This window comes from Streptomyces sp. NPDC030021, from assembly GCF_055574035.1.
In genome coordinates this window covers 183,404-203,304 of sequence record NZ_JBVIAH010000001.1, presented here as the reverse complement: position 1 = coordinate 203,304, position 19,901 = coordinate 183,404, and the positions used below count along the sequence as shown (strand labels likewise).

Below are 19,901 nucleotides of genomic sequence, written 5' to 3'. Positions count from 1 at the left end.
CGAAAGCGAGACCACGATGTCCGGCAGAGTCGACCCCGAGGGAGCACTCGTCAGGCAGTACCGCATCGCCGTCTACTTCGACACCGGTCAAGAGGCCGAGCGCATCGAGGCGATCCTGGGGGACCGGACGCACCGCTACCAGGGGGTCATCCTCGCCGAGACCTCCGGGGAGCGGATCGCCCGACTTCGCGCGGCAGGCTGCCTCGTCGACGTCCGCGCCGATCTCACAGCCGAACACGCGGCCCGGAGCGAGACCACCGCGACGGACGAGCTACCCGGCAGTGACGGCCCGCAGAGCATGCTGCCCCCGCGTGGCGCTGGCGCGGCCGGCACCACCGACCGAGTCGTGCCCGAGCCGGAGTTCGTGGCCGACCTCACCGAACGCGCCGTGGACGCGTGCAGACAGGACGCGGTCGGCACGGAGACTGCAATGCCCCTTCCCGTTCCGTCGGGCGAGCCGGACCACAACACCTACCTGGTACGTCTGCGCGGACCACTGGACCGGGCCCGCCGCGCCGCCTTCGCCGAGATCGATGCCCGCGTCGCCGAATTCCAGCCGCCCGGAACCTACCGCCTCCGCCTCACTCCCGGGCAACGCGACCTGGTCGCCGACCTGCCGTGGGTGATCGCGGTGCGCCCCTGGGGCCTCGCCGACTCGGTCACGCACGCGCTCGACGAAGCGCTCGATCGAGACGCCCACCGTGCCGCCGGTCCAGAATCGCTCGCCGCCGAGGGCATCGCCACACCGGACCCCTACCTCGACACCTTCGACGTCCTCGTACACGATCCCCTCGACCTCGCCACGCTCCGCCCCGCTCTCCAGGCCACCCCCGGCGTCGAGGTGCTCGCCGCCGACGATGTCATGCTGCGCTTTCGCACCGACCTGACCGGCGACCGGCGGCGCGACCTGCTCGCCGTCGTTGCCGCCCGGGACGAAACCCGTCGGGTCACCCCCTATCGGCCACCTCTGCTCTATGCCGACCATGCCCGCCGGCTCGTCGGCGTGGACCGCATCGGACCGCGAGCCGACGATGCCGCGCCGGCTACCCAGGTGCCCTGGACCGGGGCGGGCGAGATCGTCGGCGTGTTCGACAGCGGCGTCGACGGCACCCACCCCGACCTCGTCGACCGCATCGCCGTGAACGAATCCCTGGTCGGCGGCGAGGCGTTCGACACGTGCGGCCACGGCACCCACGTAGCCGGCATCATCGCCGGCTCCGGCGCGGCAAGCGGTGGCCTGATCACCGGTGTCGCCCCCGGCGCCCGGCTGGCCGTCTTCCGCGTCTTCGACGAGGACAACCGACTCCACGTAGGCCCCAGCCTGGGCCCGATGCTCACCCGTGCCGTCGACGCGGGAGCGCACATCATCAACCTGAGCTGGGGCAACCCGCTGTCGGGCACCTACGACCAATACTCGCTCGCCGTGGACAAGTTCGTCGCCGAGCATCCCGACGTGCTCGTGATCGTCGCGGCCGGCAACAGCGGCGTCGCCCCCAAGGGAACCCACGAGTTCAACACCTGCGGAACCCCCGCCACCGCCAAGAACGTGCTCACCGTCGGCGCGTGCGACACCGACCGCGACAACGACGGCCTCGCCGATCTGACCTGGGACCGCTTCCGTCAGCCCCAGTTCCCGCTGCCGCCGGCCGGCGGCGAGCACGTATGCGGCAACCCCGACCTTCCTGCCGCGATCAGCAGCCGAGGCCCCAGCGACTACGGCAGCGTCGTGCCGCACCTGCTCGCCCCGGGCACATTCGTGCTCTCTGCCCGCAGCAGCAGCGCGCAGATGGACCCGCGGCTGCCCTGGCGCGACTGCCCCGACCACGACGGGCACTACATGTACATAGGCGGCACCAGCATGGCCGCTCCCGTCGTCGCCGGTGCCGCCGCCGTCCTCCGGCAATACCTGCGCGAGGTCCGCCGACTCGCATCGCCCTCCGCCGCGCTCATGAAAGCCGTCCTCATCGCCGCGACACGCCGCCTGCCCTCGCTGCGCACGCCGCACACCGCACAGGACCTCGGCTACCCCGACTTCGACCAGGGCTTCGGGCGGCTGGACCTGACCACCCTCCTGCCCACCCCCGAGGCGCCGTCGGATCGCCGGCTCGTGTGGGCCGACCTGTCCGACCTCGATCCCGACGCCCTCGAAGCGTTCGCCGACCCGGAGGGCACCCGACACGGCAGTCGCACCTACCGCCTCACCGTGCCGGACGGCCCCCACACCGACGACCTGCGCGTCGTCCTGGCCTGGACCGACCGCCCCGGCAGCGCCGTGCAGAACAACCTCGACCTGGCGGTGACCACACCCGACGGCACCATGCACGTCGGCAACGAGGAGCACACCTACAACAAGGTTCCCGGCTTCGACCGCAGCGCCGTGGCGCAACTCACCGGTCTCCCGCTCGACCGCGCCAACACGGTCGAAGCCGTCCGGATCGGCAACCCGGCGCCCGGCACCTACACGATCAAGGTGTTCGCGCAGAACACGCCCTTCCCCGCGCAGGGTTACGCGGTGTGTGCCGTCGGCCCGCTCAGCGAAGAGGAGTTGACGACGCCATGAGGATCGCCGCAATCGGCGGCAACGCCCTGCACGCCCCGCCCCACACCCGTACCGCGCTGACGTCCGCCTACGTCCAAGGCGCCGACGTCCTCGCCTTCGACGTCGCCGTGACCGCCGACGGACACGTCGTGCCCGGCTCCGATCGAGGGCTGACCCGCCAAGCCGACTCGACGGCCTCCGTCGGCGAACTCACGCTCACCCGACTCCGCGCGCTCGACCTGGGCACAACCTTCAAGCCGCGCGGCTCCCCACACTTTCGCTACCGGCCCCCAGGCCACGCGCCCGTGCGCGTCGAAGCGCTCGACGACCTCCTCGACGCTCTGCCCGACGACGTCACCTATGTGGTGCGGGTGAGCACCGGCGGCGCGGACACGGTCGCCGCCGTCATGGGGATCTTCACCCGCCGCGCCGCCACCGCACGCCTCGTCGTCGCCGCGTCCGACCCCGAACTGCTGCGCCACGTGCGCACGCTCGACCTCGACGTGGGCACCGCGCTGGCCGGACCCGCGAAGGACGGCTTCGCCGCCGGCCCCGACCCGGGCCTGCTCGACACAGCCCTTCAGGACGGGGCTCTCGACCTGGTCCTCGCCGGCCTCGACGATCTGATCGGCTCCGACGGTCGCCCCACCGGCCTCGGCCTTCGACTCGGCGAGGCCAAACGCTCGGGAGGTGTGCGGCTCGGCGTGCTGGTCCTGCCTCGGGCCGACCGGGGCCTCGACGATCACGCACTCGCCGCCGCGCAGCCGTATACGTGGGCCGTCGGTACCGAGTCCACCTTCGACACCGCCGAACCCCTCCGTCCCGGCACCCGCCGGCTCGACGAGACATTCGCAGGCACCCACGTGGACACCCGCCGCTTCGCGCTCGGCTACGCCAAGGCCAATCCCTATTGCCACGTCTTCCAGGACGACGGCATCCATATCCGCATCACCCCGTACACGGGCGACCCCCAGCCGCCCCAGCCCGCCGACCCGATCGAGCGCCGCCTCGCCGAGCTGGAGGAACGCACTTGGTTCGCCCTCGGCGACTGGCCGTTCTACAGCGGCGGCGGCTTCGGCGTGACCCACGGTCTGCGCGGCGACTTCGCCGCCGAGGTGCGGGTCGACTCAGCTGTGGCGGCCCAGGCCACCATGTGCGAGATGGCGGCGGTCAACGCCGACCCCGGCACACACCACCCGCCGTACAACGACGACGGCTCGCCGCGGTTCCCACGCTCCTTCCGCGACAAGGACGCCTTCTACGACCCCCACGGCGCACCGCCGTTCGTCGGCGCCGAACACGACGAGGACGACGGCTACCGGATCAACTGGAACCTGGGCACGCTCTACGACACCAACCAGTACGGGCCGCCCGTCGGCGACGGCCGTGTGCTCGCGGCCCGGCTACGGTTGGAACGGCGCGGCGCCTACTTCGCCGCGTACACCCGCAACGACGTCGATGCCCACGACTGGGTGTGCGTCGGGACGGTGCGCAACGACTCGATGAACGAGACCGTGCACCTGCGGTGTTCCGGAAAGCGATGGCGCCAGGAGGACGCGGCCGATCCGACGCGCTACATGCCGATACCGGCCAACGAGTTCGTCTTCCGGGACCTGCGGATCACGTGCTACTTCTGAACGCACCGGTTCGGCGGGTGGCGGTCCCGGCGGTCCGCCTCGCCCGTCGTGCGCGGGCGGTCCGAGCGCGGACCGTGCGACGAGGAGCCCTGTCGTCCCGACGTGTGAGAGTCGTAGATCGAAGGGCCAGGGCCGCTTCGGAGCAATCCGAAGCGGCCCTTCGATCGTTTTCCGACCTTCCCGGGGTGTTCCGGCCGAGGTCAGGCGGTCATGCTCGCGTCGGCCTCCCGTTGCATGCCCGCGCACAGCGCCCAGACCACGAACAGGTTGACGGCGATCAGGATCACGGCCCACCACGGGTAGTACGGCAGCCACAGGAAGTTGGCGATCGCGCTGAGCCCGGCGATGGCCACGCCGAAGAAGCGCGCCCACAGGGCTCCGCTGAAGACGGCGCAGCCGGCGAAGACGAGGGCGATGCCCAGGATCAGGTGAACCCAGCCCCAGCCCGTCACGCTGAATTCGAACACGTAGTGCCGCGTCACGGTGAACAGGTTGTCCTTGGAGAGGGCGGCGATCCCTTCGAGGATCGCCATGGCGCCCGCGAAGACCATCAGAGCACCTGCCGTGATGGTCGTACCCGATGTGGGCGCACGCCAGGCGTTGGGCTGCGATGGACCGGTCCGGGGTCGGCTGGCGTCACTGGCCATGTCGGTCTCCTCAGTGGCAGAGCCGGCCCGGCGTGCCGGAGTCGGCGTTCCCCCGATTCAGCGTGGCACGATCACCCTCCGTCGGCACTCCGGCCGCAGGAGGGGGCCGTTCCGGAGGAATCCGGAACGGCCTCCCTCGTCGCCGGGGCGCCTGCTAGTGCGGACCCGCCAGGACGGGGTGCGCGGCCCGGGGGCCCGGAAGGCGGGCGGGCCACTCGCGGTGCGGCCGGGCCCCGGCGGCAGGCCGTCGGGACAGGTTTGCACTGATCATCGCCGCCGCCCGGGCCACAGCCCCGCCCAGCGGGGCGATCTGCCCGGCGTCCGGGCTGGTCGCCGCCACGGCGGCGACCACCTGCCCGGACGCGGAGAGTACCGGCGCCGACACGCACGAGAGGGAGCTCACGCACTCCCCGTACCGGAATGCGAGCCCTCGCTCCCTGGCCTGGGCGACCTCACGGGCCCAGGAGGCCGCCGTCCGCCCCTCGGGCGGCTCCGCCACGGGGGCGGAAGCCGCCAGGATCAGCTCGGCCGCGCTCCCGGGCGGCAGCACGACGCCCGGTCTCAGCGCGAAGACGTCGTCCGCCTCGCCGCGCAGACCCGCGACGACGATCGTCTGTCCCGCCTCCGCGACCGACAGGCTGAGGGTCAGCCGGCCGTGCGCCGAGGCGAGCTCACGCAGCGGCCGGGCCGATGCCGCGCGCAGCGCCCGCGCCGGGTGCCATGCCTGTCCCAGGCGGAAGGCCCTCGCCCCGAGCCGGTAGCGGCCGGAACGGCTCTGCACCGCGCCCAGGGCCACCAGCTGGCCCAGCAGCCGGTGGGCGGTGGCCTTCGGCAGCTCCGCGTCCGTCGCCAGGCGGGTCAGCCCGACTTCCTCGCCCTCCGCGAGCACCTCCATCAACGCGAACGCACCTTCCAGTACGCCCCGCCCCTCTGCGCCGGATCTGGCCATGGGCGGTCCCCCTTTCACGCCTGGCCCCGTCGGTCGGACGGAACCAGAACTCCCCGTTCGTACCGGCTCCTCGGAGGTATCGGTGGTGCCTTCCCCCGTTCACCGGTCCGTTGAATGGACCAGATCATTGCCCGTGCGATCCGATCGCGCCATTGTGTTCTCGTCCAAGTGACGGAACGTTACGGCGACTTCGGAGGAGCCTGACGGACCGTCCGCCCGGAACGAACAAGGAGGATCCGATGAGCGCGATCAAGACGAGCGCCAAGCAGTTCAAGTACGTCATGGGCGCCATGACGGCGGTCTTCTTCGCCACCTGTTCCGCCAGCTGACGAAGAAGTGAGGGGTGGGGGCGGCGCGTCGCTCCCACCCCTCCGCCACGCCCCAGGGAGGTATGAGTGCTGGAGACCGGTGTCCGCCAGGTACGGGTGGCCATGGCGATGGTGTTCGGCCGGCGGCTGAACGTACGGGCCGTCGAGCGACTGGTCGCCGACGCCCTCCTCACGCTGGAGGAGTTCGGTTCGCTCGGCGACGACGTCGACGAACTGGCCGACGGACCGTTCGCGGATCCCGAGGAGCGCAGGGACCTGCAGGACCGCGCGCTCCGGCGGACCGTACGCAGGCTCGCCAAGCGCTCCCCCTTCTACCGGGAGCGGCTCGCCGGCATCGACCTCGACGGCGTGAGCGCCGCGACGCTCACCGGGATCCCGGTGACCCGCAAGGCCGACCTCGTCGAACGCCCCGCCGACTTCCTGTGCGGTACCCCGTACCTGGCGACCCAGACGACCGGTACCACCGGCCGCCCCGTGCAGATCTGGCTCTCCCGCTACGAGATGGAACTGTGGCCCGCGCTGATCGCGCTGTCCCTGGTGCTGCGCGGCGATCTCGGGCCCGGCGACCGGATGCAGATCAACCTCAGCTCCAGGGCGACGGCCGCCGTGCAGGAGGACGTCGAGGTGTGCCGGCTCGCCAACGCCTCGTGCCACGTCGTGGGACAGATCCCGCCGGACGAGTCCGTCGAGCACCTGCTCACCTCGGTCGGCGGCACCCGGCCCACCATCCTCACCGGCAACCCCAGCTACCTCGGGCAGATGGTCACCGCCGCCCGGCAACGCGGCTACGGACCCGGCGACTTCGCGCTGCGCGCGATCTACGCCGGCGGGGAGATGCTGTCACGGAGCCTGTCGAACGCCCTGCGCGAGACCTTCGGCGCCCCGACCGTCGGCGACGCCTTCGGCATGACCGAACTGCTGCCGGTCGGCGGCCGCACCTGCAGCGAGCGGCACCTCCACATCGACCCCAACATGGGGTACACGGAGGTGCTCGACCTGGTGACCGGTGAGCCCGCCGGCCCCGGCCGGCTGGGAGAACTGACGATCACCCCCTACTTCCCCTACCGGGAGTGCATGCCGGTCCTGCGGTACAACACCGGTGACGTGGTCCGCACCCTGGACGGCGAACCGGACTGCGAGCTGGCGGCCGTGCCCGCCGTCTCCCACATCCTCGGCAAGGCGGGCACACTGCACCGCACCGTCGACGGCATCGTGACCCCGCGCGACATCCTGGAGGCGCTGGACGGCACCCCCGGCCTGCCGTTCCCGCTGCGCCACCGGGCGGAGGCCGGGGCCGACGGCCGGCTCCACGTGGAGGTCGCCTCCAAGGAGGTCACCGAGGCGGAGGTGACCGAGCGGCTGCGGGCCCAGGACATCGACGCCCGCGTCACGGTCCTGCCGGTGGACGCGGAGGAGGCCGCGCGCCTCTTCCCCCTCCGCTGCGACCTGTCGGAGCACACCTTCACCCGGAGCCACGCATGAGCGTCTTCTTCCAGCTCGCGGTCACCATCGCCCTGGCGGTCGGGGTGTGCGCCGGTGCGATCGCCTACTTCCGTGCCGTACGCACCCCGAGGCCGCCCGTCGGAGTCTTCAACGGCAGCGACATCTTCATGATGATGGGCTTCGTCCTGGCGCTGCCGTACATCTACCTGACGCTGCCCGGAGCGGTCCTCCCGGTGGTGCTCGCCCTCGTCTTCGCGGGCGGACTGTCCGTCGGCTACCAGCCCGTGATCGGGAACGGCCGGCTGCGCTGGGCGCTGATCGCCGTACTGATCGCGAGCGTCCTCGTCTCGCACCTGGCCTTCGGCGAGACCGCGCCGCCGTACTGGGTGGCGAACAGCGTCGTCGTCGCACTGATCGTCGTCTCCGCCACGAACCTCAACGTGCAGGGCGGCATGCGGCTGAAGAACGTCGCGTGGTTCCTGCTCGCGCTCACCGCGTACGACGCCTTCTTCGCCTGGGTCGTACCGCTCACCCAGCAGCTGTCCGACGCCATCCAGGGGTATCCGTACGCCCCCGCCGCGGGCCTGCGCATCGGCGAGGACCTGGGGGCGGTGGTCGGCATGGGCGACCTGCTGGCGTACGCCCTGTTCACCACCACCGCCTACAAGGCGTACGGGAAGCCGGGGCTGCGGACCGGGATCGCGCTGGTGACCCTCTTCGGCGCGGTGGCCCCGGTCGCCACGCTGCACATCCTCGCCGCGGCCACCGACCACGCGCCGGCCCTGATCCCGGCCCAGGTGTTCTTCGGCCCGGCGGCCTTCCTCGGCTACCGCCACCTGCGCCGGAGCGGCCCCGAGCGGCGGATGGCCGACGTGGTCCTGCGCGGGACGCGCCGGGGCGCGGCGCCGCAGGCACCGGCCGGCCGCGGTGCCACCGTCGAACCCGTCGGCTGAGCGGGCCGCACGGCCCGGGCGCGGCTAGCCTGGAACTGCGGGACACCGGCGCGATCGGAGGACCACATGACCGCCGTCACCCCTGGTAGCGCGCGGGCGGGGAGCCGGTGCCGTGACACATGCCGACTGGCTCCTGCTTCCCGCTGAACGCGGCAACCCCGCGACCCGCCTGGACCGGCGCCGGCCCGGCGGCACGGCCTGGTCCACGGGCAACCACGTACGGCCCCTGGTCCACGGCGCCGTGTACTTCGCGGAACTCCTCGAGGCCGTCCGCGCGACGGCCCCGGGCGATCTGCTGCTGTTCACCGACTGGCGCGGCGATCCCGACGAGCGGCTCGCCGGACCCGGCACCGAGATCGGCTCCGTCCTGTGCCGGGCGGCCGAGCGCGGCGTCATCGTCAAGGGGCTGCTGTGGCGGTCCCACCTGGACAGCCTTCACTTCAGCCAAGAAGAGAACCTCCACCTCGGCAAGGAGCTCGCGCGGGCCGGCGGTGAGTGCCTGCTCGACATGCGGGTGCGGCCCGGCGGCTCCCACCACCAGAAACTGGTCGTGCTGCGCCACCCCGGCCGCCCGGAGCTCGATGTGGCCTACGTCGGCGGGATCGACCTCTGTCGCAACCGCAACGACGACGCTTCGCACCGCGGCGACCGTCAGTCGCTGCCCCTCGCCGCCGCCTACGGGCCGCACCCTCCGTGGCACGACGTCCAGCTCGCCCTGCGCGGGCCGGTCGTGGGCGACGTCGAGGCCGTCTTCCGCGAGCGCTGGGAGGATCCGGCTCCGCTCAGCCGGAGCCCGCTCACCCGCCTGCGGGAGCTGATGCACCGCGAGGACGTCAGCGCGGACCCGCTGCCACCGCAGACACCCGATCCGGAGCCCTGCGGCACACACACCGTCCAACTGCTGCGGACCTATCCGAACCGTCTGCTGTCCGGCTACCCCTTCGCCCCGGACGGTGAGCGCAGCATCGCCCGCGGGTACGCCAAGGCGCTGCGCCGGGCCCGGGTGCTGATCTACCTGGAGGACCAGTACCTGTGGTCGCCCCGGGTGGTGGACCGCTTCGCCCGGGCGCTGCGCGATCACCCGCGGCTGCGGATGATCGCGGTCGTCCCCAGCGTCCCGGAGGAGGACGGTCCGCTCACCCTGCCGATGAACCTGATCGGGCGGATCACGGCCCTGGACGACCTGCGCCGGGCCGGCGGCGACCGGGTCGCGGTGTACGGCCTGGAGAACCGGGCGGGAACACCGGTCTACGTCCACGCCAAGGTGTGCGTGATCGACGACGTCTGGGCCTCGGTCGGCTCCGACAACATCAACCTCCGTTCGTGGACGCACGATTCCGAGCTGGGCTGTGCCGTGTACGACGAGCACCCCGACCCGCGGCGGCCGGCCGACCCGGGAGGACTGGGGGACGGGGCGCGGGCCTTCGCCCGGAAGCTGCGGCTGGAGCTCATGTGCGAGCACACCGAGGCCGGGGCGCCGGACGAGCTGTGCGACCCGGAGTCCGCTTTCGATGCCTTCACCGCGAGCGCGGCAGCCCTGGACGCCTGGTACTCGGGCGGCCGCCCCGGTCCGCGGCCGCCGGGCCGGCTGCGCCGGTACGAGCCCCCGGAGCTGGCCGTGACCCGGCGGGTGCTCGCGACCCCCCTGCACCACCTGCTGATCGACCCGGACGGTCGTCCGCTCGGCATGAGGATCCGGGGCACGTTCTGACGGCGAACCATTGAAAATCCGTACAAATTCATGTCACATAGTGCCCGTTCCCGACACGGTGGGTACCGCTTAAGTGACCAAAATGGCGGCGGGTTAGCATATGAGCACCGCCTAGCTCGAAAGATAATCCTGTGACTGTCAATGAGGACTCGTTCACCAGCTGGAAGAACCGCGAGGAGATCGCGGAGTCGATGATCCCGATCATCGGGAAGCTGCACCGGGAGCGGGACGTCACGATCCTGCTCCACAGCCGTTCCCTGGTGAACAAGTCGGTGGTCAGCATCCTCAAGACCCACCGATTCGCCCGGCAGATCGACGGTGAGGAGCTCTCGGTCACCGAGACGCTGCCGTTCCTGCAGGTGCTCACCACCCTCGATCTCGGCCCGTCCCAGATCGACATCGGCATGCTCGCCGCGGAGTACAAGAGCGACGACCGCGGCCTCTCGGTGGCCGAGTTCACCGCCGAGGCCGTCTCCGGCGCCACCGGCGCGAACAAGATCGAGCGTGGCGACGGCCGCGACGTCGTCCTGTACGGCTTCGGCCGCATCGGCCGCCTCGTCGCCCGCCTGCTGATCGAGAAGGCCGGCTCCGGCAACGGCCTGCGCCTGCGCGCCATCGTCGTCCGCCAGGGCGGCGACCAGGACATCGTCAAGCGCGCCTCGCTGCTGCGCCGCGACTCGATCCACGGCCAGTTCCAGGGCACGATCACCGTCGACGAGGCGAACAGCACGATCATCGCCAACGGCAACGCCATCAAGGTGATCTACGCGAACGACCCGTCCGAGGTGGACTACACCGAGCACGGCATCAAGGACGCCATCCTCATCGACAACACGGGCAAGTGGCGCGACCGCGAGGGTCTGTCCAAGCACCTGCGCCCCGGCATCGACAAGGTCGTGCTGACCGCCCCGGGCAAGGGCGACGTCCCGAACATCGTCCACGGCGTCAACCACGACACCATCAAGCCGGACGAGCAGATCCTGTCCTGCGCCTCCTGCACCACCAACGCGATCGTCCCGCCGCTCAAGGCCATGGACGACGAGTACGGTGTCCTGCGCGGTCACGTGGAGACCGTCCACTCGTTCACGAACGACCAGAACCTGCTGGACAACTACCACAAGGCCGACCGCCGTGGCCGCTCCGCGCCGCTGAACATGGTCATCACCGAGACCGGTGCCGCCTCCGCCGTCGCCAAGGCGCTGCCCGACCTGAAGGCGCCGATCACCGGCAGCTCGATCCGCGTCCCCGTTCCGGACGTCTCGATCGCCATCCTGAGCCTGCGCCTGGGCCGTGAGACCACCCGCGAAGAGGTCCTCGACTACCTCCGCGACGTCTCGCTGCACTCGCCGCTCAAGCGCCAGATCGACTTCACCACGGCTCCCGACGCGGTCTCCATGGACTTCGTCGGTTCGCGCCACTCCTCGATCGTCGACGCGGGCGCCACCAAGGTGGACGGCGACAACGCCATCCTCTACCTCTGGTACGACAACGAGTTCGGCTACTCCTGCCAGGTCATCCGTGTGGTCCAGCACGTGTCCGGCGTCGAGTACCCGACCTACCCGGTTCCGGCGGTCTGATCCGTCGCACCACCGTCACACCGTTCGACCGGCTGAACCGACAGGCGGGGCGGCGGTGGGCGGGCCACCGATGCCGACCGGCACCGGGACGCCCCGCCCATCGCCCCCCGCCTGTCGTGTGCCGCGGCCGTGCGGCGCCGCGAGATGCCGGGCCAGGGCGATCACGGCGAGCAGGGCCACGAGCGCGCACACGCCCTGCCAGCCGGCCCGGCCGTAGATCCGTACGCCCAGCCAGGACCCGCCGCTGCCGCCCAGGTACGCGCAGGTCATGTACGCGGTGTTGAGCCGGCTGCGGGCATCGGGCCGCACGGCGTACACCCGGGCCAGGTTGGCGACCGTGCCGGACTGCATCGAGACGTCGAGCAGCAGCGTGCCGCCCGCCAGCGCGGCCAGTCCCGCGGCCCCGCCGCCGGCGCCCGCCGCGAGGACCGCGGCCGAGACGAGGACCCCGAGCAGGCAGCCGAGGTTCACCCGGTCCGCTCCCGTGCGGTCCACCAGACGCCCGGCGTACGGGGTGCACAGCATGGTCACCGCGCCCACCAGGGCGAGCATCCCCACCGCGTCGGCGCCCAGGCCGTAGGCCGGGCCGGTGAGCAGCAGCGCCAGGCACGTCCAGACCCCCGAGAAGGCGCCGAAGACCGCCGCCTGGTAGAGGCAGGAGCGGCGCAGTTCCGGCTCGGTGCGCAGCAGGCGCAGCGGCTCGGCCAGCAGCGCCGCGTACGGCCGGCGCGAGGTGGGGACGGTGACCGGCAGGGCGCGGGCCAGGACGACGGCCAGCAGCAGGGCCACGGCCCCGGCCGCCAGGTAGGGGGCCCGCCACCCCAGCCGTTCACCGAGCGTCCCGCCGAAGGTGCGGGCCAGCAGCATGCCGCCGGTCGAACCGCTCAGCAGGGTGCCCAGTACGGCTCCCCGGCGGTCGGCGGCCACCAGACCGGCCGCCAGCGGACCGATGACCTGCGCGGCCACGGTCGTCACACCGACGACGGCCGAGGCGGCCAGGAGCGGCGCCAGCCCCGGCGCGCAGCCCGCGGCCAGCAGGCCGCCCCCGGTCAGGGCGAGCAGGGTGACGAGGAACGGGCGGTGCGGGAGCCGGTCGCCGAGCGGCACCAGCAGGAAGATCCCGGCCGTGTAGCCGATCTGGACCGCGGTCACCACGAGGCCGGCGGAGCCCGGCGACACGTGCAGGGCCGTGACGACCAGCGGGCTGACCGCCTGCGGGAAGTAGACGGTGCCCACGCCGACGGCGCAGGTCAGGCTGAGGAGCAGAAGCAGCCGACGGCTCATCCCGGACCCTCGGTGAACGGCGTTCGACGTGCGGGGAGTTGTCATGGGGGGAGTTCACGGCACGTCACCGCCCGCGACAATCGATGTAGCGTATGCCTTGATGATCAGCTTCGAGCTCGGCGTCGAGGACCTCGCCGACACCCGGTTCGCGCTCTCCCCCCTGTACGAGACCGTGCTCAGCCTGCGCGTGCTGCGCGAGCCGGGGCTCTCCGCGCTGCACCTCCCGTGGCGTAGGTCCGTCCTCGGCGCACCGGGCGCACTCGACGGGCTCGACACGGAGCTGCTGATGTCCGTGGTCGCGGTACGGCGCACCCTGCCCGACTTCCTCACCCCGCGGCCCGCGAGCTTCGCGCCCTCCTTCGAGGAGGAACTGGCGGCCGTCGGCCGGACACCCCCCGGCCTGGTCCGCCGCGATCTGCTGGCCGCGCACGCCCCGGACCCGCTCCCCGCCCCGCTGCGCGCCGCCCTCGCCCCCGACGACGGGCCCGTCGTCGCACTCCGCGACGCCCTCTGCGCGCTGCTGCGTCGCTACTGGGAGGCCGCCGTCCGGCCGATGTGGCCGCGGATGCGCCTCCTGCTGGAGGCCGACATGACCTACCGCGCACGGCAGCTGGCCATGGGCGGGGCCCGCCTCCTCTTCGCCGACATCCACCCGAACCTGCGGTGGCACGACGGCGTGCTGCACATCGGACAGATGGTCAGCCGGCACCGCGTCGTGGCGTCCGGCCGCGGGCTGCTCCTCGTACCGTCGGTGTTCGCGCACAAGCCCGCACCCCCGGTCAGCCCCGAGGAGGCGCCCACGCTGGCGTACCCGAGCCGCGGCGTGGCGACCCTCTGGGTGCGCGAGCCCGTCGCCGGGACGGCCGCCCTGGTGTCCCTCCTGGGCGCGCCCAAGGCGAGACTGCTCGGCCTGCTCGACGAGCCGCTGCCCACCGTCGAGCTGGCCCGCCGCCTCGGGGTCACCGCGAGCGCCGTGTCCCAGCACCTGGGCGTGCTGTACGCCACCGGCCTCGTCTCCCGGGCGCGCGACGGACGGCAGGTCCTCTACCGCCGCAGCCCGCTCGGCGACGAGCTGAGCGGCCGGGGCCGGCCGGGGTGACGCGCGCCGGCCGCCCACGGCGCCCCGCGTACCCGCGTACCCGCGTACCCGCGTACGCGCTCAGGCGCTCGCCCGCGCGGGCCGGCGCAGCAGGTAGCCGGCCGCGGCCGTGACCAGGACGGCCATGCAGGCGATGAACACCAGCCCGGCACCCTCCAGACCGATCGGGCCCACCAGCAGCCCCACTCCGATCACCGGCAGCGAGATGCCCGTGTACGCCACCACGAACAGCATCGAGATCACCGCCGCGCGCCGGTCCGGCGGCGAGGCCGCGGCCACCGTGGCCAGCGACCCGCGGAACGCCAGCCCCTGCCCGGCCCCGCCGACGACGGCGCTCGCCACCACCAGCGCCAGCAGGTCCCACCACAGCGCGCCCGCGAGCAGCGCCAGCCCGGCGAGCAGCCCCGCGCAGCCCAGCGGCAGCGACCGGCTCACCCCGACCACGCCGACGGCCAGTTGCCCGGCGGTCGAGGCGAAGAAGGCCAGCGCGACGATCAGCCCGCTCACCGCGCGGTTGTGCACGTCCAGGGACTGCGCGAGGAAGGCCGGGCTGACCGAGGTGAACACCCCGAACAGCGCGAAGCCCACGAAGGAGGCGATCGCCGCGGGCACGAACACCGACCGCACCTGCGCGGGCAGGCCGGGCCGCTGCGGCCGCACGGTACTCAGCGGCTGCCGGTCGCGCACGGTCTCGGGGAGCCGCACCAGGGCGGCGGCCGAGACCGCCACCAGCGCGAGGTGCACGGCGAACGGCAGGTACAGCGGCCAGGCGGCGTACTGCGCGAGCACCCCGGCGAGCAGCGGGCCGCAGCCCAGCCCGCCCATGTTGGCGGCCGTCGCCACGAACGTGGCCCGCGAGGCACCGCCGCTCGGCGCCAGTTCCATCACGTAGGCCGTGGCGGCCCCGGTGAACAGCCCGGCGGACACTCCCGACAGCAGCCGGCCCGCGTACAGCCAGCCCGTGCCGGTGGCGCACAGGAAGCAGACGGCGCTGGCCGCCGAGAAGGCCAGACCGGTCAGCAGTACGGGCCGCCTGCCGACGGTGTCCGAGGCGTTGCCCGCCAGCAGCAGCACGCCGATCACCCCGAAGGCGTACACGGCGTACACGACGGTCACCACCAGCTCGGAGAACCCGAACTTCTCCTGGTAGAGCCCGTACAGGGGAGTGGGCAGCGTGGTGCCCGCCATGCACACGGCGAACACCGCCCCGCCGAGCAAGCACTGGCGCCACCGTCGGCGATCACCGTCCATGCCGCCGACGGTAACCCCGCCGCCGCGGCCCGGCGCGGCGGCGTCCGGGCCCACCGGTCAGGGGCGGCCCGCGTGGAGTTCCAGCGGGCCGGTGCCCGCGGCGCGGGCGGCCAGACAGACGGTGATCTGGCGCCGCAGGGCGGGTTTGACCAGGCCGGGGAGCTCCGCGGAGGTGACGGTGCGCCACTGGAGCAGCTCGGCCCGGTCCAGCCGGATCCGGGCGAGGGTGGGGGCGTCGAGGACGCCGCCGTCGTAGAGGAACCGGATACGGGCCGGACGGCCGGGCTTGTGGGACCAGTTCACGGCGAGCAGCCGGCCCGGGGCGAGGTCGAGGCCGAGCTCCTCGTGGACCTCCCGCCGGGCGGCGGCGCGCGGGATCTCGCCGAGGTCGCTGTCGATGCCGCCGCCGGGCAGGTTCCAGCGGTCGGACCGCCCGTACGCGGGCTGCACCAGCAGGATCCGGCCGTCGGAGCCGGTGAACAGCACGCTCGCCGCGGTCACCGCCTTGGGGCGGCTGGCCCGGTGGCTGGCCGGGTCGAGGGTGCCCGAGTGCTCCAGGGCCACCCGCCGGGCGGGGTCCAGGCCGGCCGGGGAGCCCGGCTGGGGCACCCCGTCGACGAGGTGGGCGAAGGATCCGGTGTGCAGGGCGGCCAGTGCGGCGCGCAGCCGGGGCGCGGTACGGGCGGGCAGCAGTGCACAGGCCGCCTCCGGCGGGAGCCAGCGGGCCTCGGTCGTCGCCCCGGCGGGGAAGGAGAGCGCCGCGGCCTCCGGCGGCGGGAGCGGGCCGACGAGGTGGACGTGCACGATCAGGGAGCGGCCGGGCGGGCCGGCCGGGCCGGGCGGCCGGGAGTCCACCGCCAGCAGCCGCCCGGCCGGCCGGGCGAGGCCCAGTCCTTCACGCAGCGCGCGGGCCAGTCCTTCCTCCGGGGTCTCGGTGTCCCGGACCGCGCCGCCCGGAAGCTCCGGGTCCGTCCGGCCCGGGGTGGTCAGTACGAGGACCCGCCCGCGCGTGTCCAGGACGACCCCGGTGGCAGCCACGAGCGGGGAGGGACGGTCGGGCACGGCGGGCTCCAGGGGATCGGGTCGGCGGCACCAGCACTATGCCCCGGCCGCGGCGGGTGCCCGGCGCCGACATGCGGACTCAGGCTCGGGCCAGCAGCAGGCCGCCCATGGTGACCATGGTCGCAGCGACGAGCCCGTCCAGGACCCGCCAGGCGGCCGGGCGGGCGAGCAGGCCGCTCAGCAGCCGGGCCCCGTAACCCAGACCGGCGAACCAGGTCAGGCTGGCCAGCACGGCCCCGATGGCGAAGGCCCACCGCAGGTCGCCGCGGTCGGCGGCGAGGGAACCGAGGAGCAGCACGGTGTCCAGGTAGACGTGCGGGTTGAGCCAGGTCATGGCCAGAGCGGTCAGCACGGCCCGGCGGGCGGACCCGCTCGTCGCCCCCTCCGTGGTGAGGGCGGCGCCGGGGGCGGGCCGCAGCACCCGGCGGGCGGCCAGGACTCCATAGCAGATCAGGAACCCGCCCCCGGCCAGCCCGACCACCGTCAGCGCCGCCGGCCAGGCGGTGACGAAGGCGCCGACGCCGGCGACGCCGAGAGAGATGAGCACCGCGTCGGACACGGCGCAGATGGCGACCACGGCGAGGACGGCGTGGCGGCGCGCGCCCTGGCGGAGGACGAAGGCGTTCTGCGCGCCGATGGCGACGATGAGGGAGAGTCCGCTGCCGAAGCCGGCCAAGGCCGCGGTGACGATGCCGTAGTTCATGACCTCGACGGTAGGCAGCCAGGTCGGTTCAGTACAGCTAAAGATTTTTACGTACCATTAGCGCTTGTGATGGACGAGCTTCCGCTGGACCAGGTACGCACGCTGCTCGCCGTGGTGGACGAGGGCACCTTCGACGCGGCGGCGGCAGCCCTGCACGTGACCCCCTCCGCGGTCAGCCAGCGGGTCAAGGCGCTGGAGCAGCGGACCGGACGGGTGCTGCTGATGCGGACGAAGCCGGTGCGGGCGACCGAATCCGGGGAGGTGGTGATCCGCTTCGCCCGGCAGCTGGCCCGCCTGGAGCGCGACGCGCGCGCCGAGCTGGGGATGGCCGACGGGATGGGCCCGGTGCGGCTGCCGATCGCGGTGAACGCGGACTCCCTCGCCACCTGGTTCCTGCCCGCGCTCGCGCGGGTGCCGCAGGATCCGCCGGTCTGCATCGAGCTCCACCGCGAGGACGAGTCCCATACGACGGCGCTGCTGCGGGAGGGGCAGGTGATGGCGGCGGTGACCTCCTCGCCCGACCCGGTGGCCGGGTGCAGCGTACGGATGCTGGGACTGGCCCGGTACCTGCCGACGGCGAGCCCCGCGTTCGCGGCCCGGTACCTGACGGGGGCGCCGGAGCGGGACCTGCGCGAGGCGCCGACGATCGTGTTCGACCGCAAGGACGACCTCCAGGATGCCTTCGTACGCGCGCTGACGGGGGACCCGGCGGCCGGTGCGGGGCCGGTACGGCACTACATACCGACGTCGGAGGGGTTCCGGGACGCGGTGGTCGCGGGGCTGGGGTGGGGGCTGGTGCCGGAGCAGCAGTCGAGACCGCTGGTGCGGACAGGGCAGCTGGTGCTGCTGGAGCCGCTGCGGCCGATGGACGTCCCCCTGTACTGGCAGCAGTGGAGGCTCGACTCGCCCGCGCTGTCGACGGTGGCGGAAGTGATCGCGGCGGCGGCCCGGGAGTCGCTCCGCCATCCCGCCGTGTGACGCGGCCCCCTGTGGCCGGCCCGACCCGACCTGACCCGACCTGACCCGGCCCGACCCGACCTGACCTGACCCGACCCGGCCCGACCCGGCCCGGATCCGGCCGGATCCGGGCAGGTCCGGCATGATCCACAACGCACCCCCTAAGCTGCGGACCATGGAGTCCTACACGATCGGCCAGGCGGCCCGGCTGCTCGGCGTCAGCGTCGACACGGCCCGGCGCTGGGCGGATGCCGACCGGTTCCCCACCCACCGCGAGGGCACACGGCGGATGGTGGACGGGCCCGACCTGGCCGCCTTCTGCGTCGAGGCCGCACAGGAGGGCGCCGAGGGCGAGGAAGCCCCGTACACCTCGGCCCGCAACGCCTTCCCCGGCATCGTCACCGGGGTGAAACTCGGCACGGTCGACGCGCAGGTGGAGATCCAGGCCGGACCGCACCGGATCGTGTCGCTGCTGACGCGCGAGGCGGTGGAGGAACTCGGGCTGGAAGTGGGCGCGCGGGCCACGGCGCGGGTGAAGTCGACGAGCGTGTTCATCGACAAGGTCTGACGCGGACGGCGGAGTCCCCCTGGGCGGTGAGCCCGGACGCAGGCGTTCCGGTGGCGATGGCAGACTGGCCGCTGATCCGCCGAAGGGGAGTACGCCTTGTCCATGTTCAGCAACCTGCGCCGGGTCGTGCGGCGCAGCTACCGGCGGGCCGTCGACCTCAGCCACCCGGCCCGCTCCCCGCTCGGCAGCGCGGTGGTCAACTGCGTGATCTACCGGGACGGCGTCCGGCAGGACGACTGCGCGGAGGTCGAGGAGGCGCTGCGCCGCGTCCGCAAGACGAGTGACGGCTTCGTCTGGATCGGCCTGCACGAGCCGGCGAGGTCGGAGCTGGCCGGGCTCGCCGAGCTCTTCGGCCTGCACCCCCTCGCGGTCGAGGACGCCGTGAACGCGCACCAGCGTCCCAAGGTGGAGCGCTACGACGACACGCTGTTCTCCGTCTTCAAGACCGTGCGCTACGTGGAGCACGAGGAGCTGACCGCGACCAGCGAGGTGGTGGAGACCGGCGAGCTGATGGCCTTCACCGGCCAGGACTTCATCATCACCATCCGGCACGGCGGCCGCGGCACGCTGGGCCCGGTCCGCGAGGAGCTGGAGGCCGCCCCGGACCAACTGGCCAACGGGCCCGCGGCCGTTCTGCACGCCATGGCCGACCATGTGGTCGACGACTACGTGGCCGTGACGGACGCGGTGCAGAACGACATCGACGCCGTCGAGACCGCGGTGTTCAGCGAGGACGGCGGCCGCGGCGACGCGGGGCGGATCTACCAGCTCAAGCGCGAACTCCTGGAGCTCCGGCGGGCGGTGGCGCCGCTGAGCCGCCCGCTCCAGCAGCTGGCCACGCAGCCGATACCGGTCATCCCGCCGGAGACCCGCGCGTACTTCCGGAACGTGGCGGACCACCTGACCCGGGCCACGGAGCAGATCGGCTCCTACGACAACCTCCTCGACTCCATCCTGCAGGCCCACTTGGCGCAGGTGACCGTCGCCCAGAACGAGGACATGCGCAAGATCACGGCATGGGCGGCGATCGTCGCCGTCCCGACCATGGTCTGCGGGGTGTACGGCATGAACTTCGACCACATGCCCGAACTGCACTGGACTTACGGCTACCCGCTGGTCCTCGGCGTCATGGTGCTCGCCTGCTTCGTCATCCACCGGGGCTTCAGGCGTAACGGCTGGCTCTGACCGGACG

At 72.8% G+C, this 19,901-nt stretch carries 16 protein-coding genes; 10 read left to right on the top strand and 6 right to left on the bottom strand.

Going from position 1 to position 19,901, the window contains the following annotated elements; translation table 11 throughout:
* Window positions 1-16: 16 nt before the first annotated feature.
* Together ACZ4YL_RS00830 and ACZ4YL_RS00825 are read left to right on the top strand one after the other, a co-directional pair.
* Complete coding sequence (locus ACZ4YL_RS00830; RefSeq protein ID WP_468113090.1) at window positions 17-2,560, top strand: S8 family serine peptidase; 2,544 nt, start codon at window positions 17-19, stop codon at window positions 2,558-2,560.
* On the top strand, window positions 2,557-4,176 hold the full coding sequence (locus ACZ4YL_RS00825) for a glycerophosphodiester phosphodiesterase family protein (RefSeq protein ID WP_468113089.1): 1,620 nt from the start codon (window positions 2,557-2,559) through the stop codon (window positions 4,174-4,176). The genes ACZ4YL_RS00830 and ACZ4YL_RS00825 overlap by 4 nt, the downstream gene beginning before the upstream one ends.
* A 200-nt stretch (window positions 4,177-4,376) precedes the next feature.
* Here ACZ4YL_RS00825 and ACZ4YL_RS00820 read toward each other — a convergent pair whose 3' ends face one another.
* Both ACZ4YL_RS00820 and ACZ4YL_RS00815 read right to left on the bottom strand, forming a co-directional pair.
* Window positions 4,377-4,823: a DUF7144 family membrane protein gene (locus tag ACZ4YL_RS00820; RefSeq protein WP_468113088.1), complete on the bottom strand. Its 447-nt coding sequence runs from the start codon at window positions 4,821-4,823 to the stop codon at window positions 4,377-4,379.
* A gap of 154 nt (window positions 4,824-4,977) precedes the next feature.
* Complete coding sequence (locus ACZ4YL_RS00815; protein WP_468113087.1) at window positions 4,978-5,772, bottom strand: IclR family transcriptional regulator; 795 nt, start codon at window positions 5,770-5,772, stop codon at window positions 4,978-4,980.
* Between the two features lie 395 nt (window positions 5,773-6,167).
* Between ACZ4YL_RS00815 and ACZ4YL_RS00810 the strand changes: the two genes are divergently transcribed.
* The 4 genes from ACZ4YL_RS00810 (at window position 6,168) to ACZ4YL_RS00795 (ending at window position 11,785) form a co-directional block, all read left to right on the top strand.
* Window positions 6,168-7,583, top strand: coding sequence for a phenylacetate--CoA ligase family protein (locus ACZ4YL_RS00810; RefSeq protein WP_468113086.1), 1,416 nt, complete (start codon window positions 6,168-6,170; stop codon window positions 7,581-7,583).
* Window positions 7,580-8,497, top strand: coding sequence for a hypothetical protein (locus ACZ4YL_RS00805; RefSeq protein WP_468113085.1), 918 nt, complete (start codon window positions 7,580-7,582; stop codon window positions 8,495-8,497). The genes ACZ4YL_RS00810 and ACZ4YL_RS00805 overlap by 4 nt, the downstream gene beginning before the upstream one ends.
* A gap of 112 nt (window positions 8,498-8,609) precedes the next feature.
* A complete protein-coding gene (locus ACZ4YL_RS00800) occupies window positions 8,610-10,208 on the top strand; it encodes a phospholipase D family protein (RefSeq protein WP_468113084.1) in 1,599 nt (532 codons plus the stop codon).
* Window positions 10,209-10,339: 131 nt separating this feature from the next.
* Window positions 10,340-11,785 carry a glyceraldehyde-3-phosphate dehydrogenase gene (locus ACZ4YL_RS00795; protein ID WP_468113083.1) on the top strand — a complete coding sequence of 482 codons (1,446 nt, stop codon included), beginning with the start codon at window positions 10,340-10,342 and terminating at the stop codon, window positions 11,783-11,785.
* A gap of 15 nt (window positions 11,786-11,800) precedes the next feature.
* On the opposite strand, the gene ACZ4YL_RS00790 is transcribed toward ACZ4YL_RS00795, so the two are convergent.
* Entirely contained in the window at window positions 11,801-13,069 is a 1,269-nt protein-coding gene (locus tag ACZ4YL_RS00790) for an MFS transporter (RefSeq protein ID WP_468113082.1), read from the bottom strand.
* Between the two features lie 100 nt (window positions 13,070-13,169).
* On the opposite strand from ACZ4YL_RS00790, the gene ACZ4YL_RS00785 reads away from it, so the two are divergent.
* Complete coding sequence (locus ACZ4YL_RS00785) at window positions 13,170-14,168, top strand: ArsR/SmtB family transcription factor (protein WP_468113081.1); 999 nt, start codon at window positions 13,170-13,172, stop codon at window positions 14,166-14,168.
* 60 nt (window positions 14,169-14,228) lie between these two features.
* Here the strand turns inward: ACZ4YL_RS00785 and ACZ4YL_RS00780 are convergent, their stop codons facing one another.
* The 3 genes from ACZ4YL_RS00780 to ACZ4YL_RS00770 all read right to left on the bottom strand — a co-directional run bounded on the left by ACZ4YL_RS00780 (window position 14,229) and on the right by ACZ4YL_RS00770 (window position 17,184).
* Window positions 14,229-15,419: an MFS transporter gene (locus tag ACZ4YL_RS00780; RefSeq protein ID WP_468113080.1), complete on the bottom strand. Its 1,191-nt coding sequence runs from the start codon at window positions 15,417-15,419 to the stop codon at window positions 14,229-14,231.
* A 57-nt stretch (window positions 15,420-15,476) separates the two neighbouring features.
* The gene (locus tag ACZ4YL_RS00775) at window positions 15,477-16,481 is read right to left on the bottom strand and encodes an NUDIX hydrolase (RefSeq protein WP_468113079.1); all 1,005 of its coding nucleotides are present in this window, start codon (window positions 16,479-16,481) and stop codon (window positions 15,477-15,479) included.
* A 79-nt stretch (window positions 16,482-16,560) separates the two neighbouring features.
* On the bottom strand, window positions 16,561-17,184 hold the full coding sequence (locus tag ACZ4YL_RS00770) for a LysE/ArgO family amino acid transporter (RefSeq protein WP_390171818.1): 624 nt from the start codon (window positions 17,182-17,184) through the stop codon (window positions 16,561-16,563).
* A 69-nt stretch (window positions 17,185-17,253) separates the two neighbouring features.
* Between ACZ4YL_RS00770 and ACZ4YL_RS00765 the strand changes: the two genes are divergently transcribed.
* From ACZ4YL_RS00765 to corA, 3 genes are all read left to right on the top strand, one after another.
* Window positions 17,254-18,162 carry a LysR family transcriptional regulator ArgP gene (locus tag ACZ4YL_RS00765; protein WP_468113078.1) on the top strand — a complete coding sequence of 303 codons (909 nt, stop codon included), beginning with the start codon at window positions 17,254-17,256 and terminating at the stop codon, window positions 18,160-18,162.
* Window positions 18,163-18,316: 154 nt separating this feature from the next.
* Entirely contained in the window at window positions 18,317-18,709 is a 393-nt protein-coding gene (locus ACZ4YL_RS00760) for a TOBE domain-containing protein (protein WP_301364775.1), read from the top strand.
* A gap of 102 nt (window positions 18,710-18,811) precedes the next feature.
* Window positions 18,812-19,894 carry a magnesium/cobalt transporter CorA gene (gene corA, locus ACZ4YL_RS00755; protein WP_468113077.1) on the top strand — a complete coding sequence of 361 codons (1,083 nt, stop codon included), beginning with the start codon at window positions 18,812-18,814 and terminating at the stop codon, window positions 19,892-19,894.
* Window positions 19,895-19,901: the final 7 nt, after the last annotated feature.

Coding starts and splice junctions, on each gene's coding strand:
- ACZ4YL_RS00830 (WP_468113090.1), top strand. CDS start 17: ATGTCCGGCAGAGTCGACCCCGAGGGAGCACTCGTCAGGCAGTACCGC.
- ACZ4YL_RS00780 (WP_468113080.1), bottom strand. CDS start 15,419: ATGGACGGTGATCGCCGACGGTGGCGCCAGTGCTTGCTCGGCGGGGCG.
- ACZ4YL_RS00760 (WP_301364775.1), top strand. CDS start 18,317: ATGGAGTCCTACACGATCGGCCAGGCGGCCCGGCTGCTCGGCGTCAGC.
- ACZ4YL_RS00815 (WP_468113087.1), bottom strand. CDS start 5,772: ATGGCCAGATCCGGCGCAGAGGGGCGGGGCGTACTGGAAGGTGCGTTC.
- ACZ4YL_RS00805 (WP_468113085.1), top strand. CDS start 7,580: ATGAGCGTCTTCTTCCAGCTCGCGGTCACCATCGCCCTGGCGGTCGGG.
- corA (WP_468113077.1), top strand. CDS start 18,812: ATGTTCAGCAACCTGCGCCGGGTCGTGCGGCGCAGCTACCGGCGGGCC.
- ACZ4YL_RS00765 (WP_468113078.1), top strand. CDS start 17,254: ATGGACGAGCTTCCGCTGGACCAGGTACGCACGCTGCTCGCCGTGGTG.
- ACZ4YL_RS00790 (WP_468113082.1), bottom strand. CDS start 13,069: ATGAGCCGTCGGCTGCTTCTGCTCCTCAGCCTGACCTGCGCCGTCGGC.
- ACZ4YL_RS00825 (WP_468113089.1), top strand. CDS start 2,557: ATGAGGATCGCCGCAATCGGCGGCAACGCCCTGCACGCCCCGCCCCAC.
- ACZ4YL_RS00785 (WP_468113081.1), top strand. CDS start 13,170: ATGATCAGCTTCGAGCTCGGCGTCGAGGACCTCGCCGACACCCGGTTC.
- ACZ4YL_RS00820 (WP_468113088.1), bottom strand. CDS start 4,823: ATGGCCAGTGACGCCAGCCGACCCCGGACCGGTCCATCGCAGCCCAAC.
- ACZ4YL_RS00770 (WP_390171818.1), bottom strand. CDS start 17,184: ATGAACTACGGCATCGTCACCGCGGCCTTGGCCGGCTTCGGCAGCGGA.